The following is a 4246-nucleotide window of genomic DNA, read 5'->3' as shown; positions in this document are numbered from 1 at the left end:
GGCCCGCGTCAACGGTCCGACGCCGCCGGGGTTGGGCGAAAGGAATCCGGCCACCTCCGCGACACCGTCGGCGACGTCGCCGCGCAGTCCGTCCTCGGTGCGGGTCACCCCGACGTCGAGCACGGCAGCACCGGGCTTGACCATGTCCGCAGTGATCAATCCGGGTACTCCGGCAGCGGCGATCACGATGTCCGCGCGTGAGACCTCGGCGGCCAGATCGCGAGTTCCGGTGTGACACAACGTGACTGTCGAGTTCTCCGAGCGCCTCGTGAGCAGCAGGCCGATGGGTCGCCCGACCGTCACTCCGCGGCCGATGACCACCGCGTGCGCACCGTCGAGAGCAACGTCGTAGCGGCGCAGCAGGTGCACGATCCCGCGAGGTGTACACGGCAGTGCGGCATCCTTGCCCAGGACCAGACGGCCGAGGTTGATCGGGTGCAGACCGTCGGCGTCCTTGTCCGGATCGATTCGCTCGAGTGCAGCGTTCTCGTCGAGATGCTTCGGCAACGGCAGCTGGACGATGTAGCCGGTGCATTCGGGGTTGGCATTGAGTTCGTCGATGACGGCTTCGAGATCTGCCTGGGTGATGTCCGCGGGCAGGTCGCGACGAATCGAGGTGATGCCGACCTTGGCGCAGTCGTTGTGCTTGCCCCGGACGTACGCGGCCGAACCCGGATCGTCGCCCACCAGCACGGTCGCCAGACCTGGGGTGATGCCCTGCTCACGCAGCGTCGCCACGCGGGCGGTGAGATCGACGAATATCTCGTCACGGGTCGCTTTGCCATCGAGAATCGTTGCAGTCACCCGGTCATTGTTCCAGGTTCGGCGTCAGCAGCGGCGCACCGGTCCGATCCCCACGGTCAGCCCTCGACAACGAGCCCGTGCGCTGCAGCGTAGGCCACCGCCTGCATCAGTTCGATCTTCGCACTGCGCACGCTCGCGCTCACCCACAGCGATGCGTCGGCGACGGCTCCCCGCAGATCCGCCTCGTCGAACTTCGCGTCGACGGCGCGGGCACCCGAGAAATCGACCGAGCGCACAGTTGCCTTCCGGAAGTCTGCGGACACGAGGTTCGCTTCGCGCATCCGGCACCCCGTCAGATCGAGACCGCGAAGGTCCGCGTTGCCCAGTGATGCGAGGGTGAAGTCGACCTCGTCGTACGTCGCTGGACGCATACGACTGTCGACGAACGTCGATCCCATCACGGTCGAATGACGAAACGTACTGTGCTGCATATTGGTCCGAGTGAAGGTGCACGATCGAAATGCAGAGTTCGTGTGAACGGATTCGGTCAGATCGGTGCCGGTGAAGTCGCATTCGGTGAACACCACCGACTCGGTTCGAACGCCGCTCATGTCCGCGTCGCGAAAGGTACACCGAACGAACTGCCTACCGGTCCACTCCTGCCCGTCCAGTCGAGTGTCGGAAAAGTCCTCGCCGATCGTCTGTTCGTCGTCCACCTGCCCCATACTTCCCGGACTCGTGATGGCAGAGTGAACCGGGTGTTTCGACTCATGTTCTTCGAGCCCCGCATCCCACAGAACACCGGCAACGCAATTCGCCTGGTCGCCGGGACCGGCTGCGAACTGCACCTGGTGGGCCCGCTCGGCTTCGACATGTCCGAGCCGAAGCTCAAGCGGGCAGGCTTGGACTACCACGATCTGGCGTCGGTGACGGTGCACGCGGACCTACCCTCTGCCTGGTCTGCGCTGGCACCGACTCGCGTGTTCGCCTACACCGCACACGCAGCCCGTTCCTACGCCGACGTCGCGTACGAACCCGGCGACGTCCTCCTGTTCGGACCGGAACCCACGGGATTGCCCGACGACGTCCTGGGCGACCCACATGTGACCGATCGACTGCGGATCCCGATGATTCCGGGCCGCCGGTCGTTGAACCTGGCGAACGCGGCAGCAGTGACGATGTACGAGGCATGGCGCCAGCACGGGTACGAAGGCAGCGTCTGACGGGTTTGCGTTCGAGCGCGCTCGAAGTCATAGCGTGCGTTTCATGACTCAGAGACATACTCCACAACGCACTTGGCTCATCACCGGGGCATCCTCCGGTCTGGGGCGCGCTCTGACCGAGACCGCCTTGGCAGCAGGCGACACCGTGGTCGCGGCGATGCGTCGACCCGAACGCATCGACGACCTGCTCGTCGAGCACCCGGAGTCGCTACTGCCCATCGCATTCGACGTGCGAGACACCGAGTCCGCGCCCGCCGTGGTCGAGGCGGCGATCGACCGGTTCGGACGGATCGACGTGCTCGTCAACAACGGTGGCGTCGGGCAGATCGGTTCCGCCGAGGAGGTCGACACTGCTCGGCTGCGAGACATGCTCGACCAGCATGTGGTGGGTCCCGCCGCCCTCACCCGTGCCTCGCTGCCGGGAATGCGCGCGCGGGGCACCGGAACGATCGTGCAGATGAGCAGCCAGGGCGGCCGGATCTCCTTCCCGGGCGCGGGGTCCTACTCGGCAGGCAAATTCGCCCTCGAAGGCTGGTCGGAAGCGCTGGCCGGCGAGGTCGCACCGTTCGGTATCCGAGTTCTGATCGTCGAGCCCAGCCGATTTCGGACCGGTTTCAACAGCGCCGACGTACTCGAACGCGCCGCACCCGTGGATGCGTACGCCGACCTCCTCGGCGATTTCAGGGCCGACATGCTCGCGGCCGACGGTCGGCAGGAAGGTGACCCGCACCGAGCGGCTCTCGTCATCCGTCAGTTGGTCGGAGCGGAGTCCGCTCCCCTGCGTATTCCTCTCGGACGCGAAGCCGTTCGACGGCTGCGCGAGTCGTACCGTCGTGAACTGGCGTCCTTGGAGACCCACGCCGAACTGTCCTCGAGCGCGGACTTCCCGGGTGTACCCGAATCCGTCCGCCCGGTCTGACGGCACCGCCCGGACTATCTTCTGTACTCATGGCGACGACGGATTTGATGAACAGGGCGCTGGCGGCCGTGGCGGATTCGGACGCACAGTTGACCGTCGAACTGGTGCACGAGCTGATCGAACCCGGAGAGCTCGCCGAACCACTCGGCATCGCCGAGGTTGCCGAGCTCCTCGATATCTCCGCGCACACTCTGCGGTACTACGAGCGATGTGGCCTGATCGAGGTTGCGCGTGACGGACTCGACCATCGACGGTACGACGACGCGGCTGTCCGACGGATCGTGTTCCTCACTCGCATGCGGTTGTCGGGGATGCCGATGCGCGACCTGCAGCACTACGTCGAACTCGTCGACGGCGGAGAACATACCGTTCCGGAACGACTCGACGTGCTCGTCGGGCATCGAGACGCCGTCCGACGTCGGATCCGAGAACTGCAACTTTCGCTCGTGGCAACCGAATACAAGATCGCAACGTACGGCGGTGCCACCGGTCCGTGACAATCGCGAGGTCAGGTCCGCTGCGATGTCGACACTTACGGGAGCGCGGCACCGCAGCCCTGCATTGCGTTCCCGAAGTTGCCCGGGTTCGTCGGTGTGCCGTCGGTGTCGGAGTTGGAACTTGTTGTGAGCGGCGACAAATCGATCAGGTCAGAGAGGTAGTTCTTCTGTGACACCGAACTGTCGACGTCGCCGTGGCGGCTCGACAGGACCGATTCCGCTTCGATCCGTCCGCCTGTGGCCGTCACCGTCACCGTCTCCACTGCGCTACTTCGGCGGCGGTCGAGAGCTGCCCGGTAACGATTTTCTTTCGTTCGACCGGTGCCGTGGATCGCTACTGTTCGGAGTCGCCGGCCATCCCGGGCACGAGCGCGAGACCTGTTCGTCGCATCGACATATCAAGTGGTGGAACAGAACTCGACGTATTGAATGCAAAACGCGGTAGTGACCCCAACGTGCATCGGGCGGCCACGACCGCGGCGGCCGGGGTCCGAGAAACCGGACTTCTACGACGATTCATCCCCGGATGCCAGCCGCACCGTTACACAAACCTCACCGGCTTGCTGCCATGGACTCGCGGGGCGGGGTACCGTGTGCCGCACCGGCCCGTTTCGCTCGTGAAGGAGCTTTCTGTTGTTCTCTGTTTCCCTGCCCCGTCTCTCGTCCCCCAACTCCTCCTCCGCGCGCACGTCCAGTCGGTTCGGTAGTCGAATTGCCCGCACCGCAGCAATATTCGCCATGGGCTCGGGATTGACGGTCGCGGCGCTGTCGGGCACGGCCACTGCGTCGGCAGCCCCCGTCAACTGCGTGTCTCCGCCGTCGGCCAACGACATCCAGGTCGACGACACCGCGAGCCTGCGGAG

At 65.2% G+C, this 4246-nt stretch carries 7 protein-coding genes; 4 read left to right on the top strand and 3 right to left on the bottom strand.

The features are described from left to right. Both RHBS_RS25105 and RHBS_RS25100 read right to left on the bottom strand, forming a co-directional pair. Nucleotides 1-804, bottom strand: an 804-nt coding sequence (locus tag RHBS_RS25105) for a bifunctional methylenetetrahydrofolate dehydrogenase/methenyltetrahydrofolate cyclohydrolase (RefSeq protein ID WP_128646778.1), incomplete at its 3' end; no start/stop codon positions are given. Nucleotides 805-860: 56 nt separating this feature from the next. Then, entirely contained in the window at nucleotides 861-1469 is a 609-nt protein-coding gene (locus RHBS_RS25100; protein ID WP_121870378.1) for a pentapeptide repeat-containing protein, read from the bottom strand. A gap of 33 nt (nucleotides 1470-1502) precedes the next feature. Here RHBS_RS25100 and RHBS_RS25095 point away from each other — a divergent pair, with 33 nt between their 5' ends. From RHBS_RS25095 to RHBS_RS25085, 3 genes are read left to right on the top strand one after another with little or no spacing between them, the layout of a single operon-like run. Then, a complete protein-coding gene (locus tag RHBS_RS25095) occupies nucleotides 1503-1967 on the top strand; it encodes a tRNA (cytidine(34)-2'-O)-methyltransferase (RefSeq protein WP_183130202.1) in 465 nt (154 codons plus the stop codon). A gap of 43 nt (nucleotides 1968-2010) precedes the next feature. After that, nucleotides 2011-2886, top strand: coding sequence for an SDR family NAD(P)-dependent oxidoreductase (locus RHBS_RS25090; protein WP_128646777.1), 876 nt, complete (start codon nucleotides 2011-2013; stop codon nucleotides 2884-2886). A gap of 29 nt (nucleotides 2887-2915) precedes the next feature. After that, nucleotides 2916-3383, top strand: a complete 468-nt coding sequence (locus RHBS_RS25085) for a MerR family transcriptional regulator (RefSeq protein ID WP_128646775.1) — start codon at nucleotides 2916-2918, stop codon at nucleotides 3381-3383. 35 nt (nucleotides 3384-3418) lie between these two features. Here RHBS_RS25085 and RHBS_RS25080 read toward each other — a convergent pair whose 3' ends face one another. Further along, the gene (locus RHBS_RS25080; RefSeq protein WP_128646774.1) at nucleotides 3419-3631 is read right to left on the bottom strand and encodes a hypothetical protein; all 213 of its coding nucleotides are present in this window, start codon (nucleotides 3629-3631) and stop codon (nucleotides 3419-3421) included. A gap of 385 nt (nucleotides 3632-4016) precedes the next feature. Between RHBS_RS25080 and RHBS_RS25075 the strand changes: the two genes are divergently transcribed. Continuing rightward, nucleotides 4017-4246 (top strand): DUF6764 family protein (locus tag RHBS_RS25075; RefSeq protein ID WP_374700655.1); only part of this gene is annotated, 230 nt, incomplete at its 3' end.

Source organism: Rhodococcus sp. BS-15, assembly GCF_000813105.1.
In the GTDB taxonomy this organism is placed as follows: Bacteria; Actinomycetota; Actinomycetes; order Mycobacteriales; family Mycobacteriaceae; genus Rhodococcoides.
Note: the sequence above shows the minus strand (reverse complement) of the source record. Positions and strands in the feature narration are given on the sequence as shown.

Bases quoted from the DNA above. Each gene is read 5' to 3' on its own strand.
- RHBS_RS25100 (WP_121870378.1), bottom strand. From the start codon at position 1,469: ATGGGGCAGGTGGACGACGAACAGACGATCGGCGAGGACTTTTCCGAC.
- RHBS_RS25085 (WP_128646775.1), top strand. From the start codon at position 2,916: ATGGCGACGACGGATTTGATGAACAGGGCGCTGGCGGCCGTGGCGGAT.
- RHBS_RS25090 (WP_128646777.1), top strand. From the start codon at position 2,011: ATGACTCAGAGACATACTCCACAACGCACTTGGCTCATCACCGGGGCA.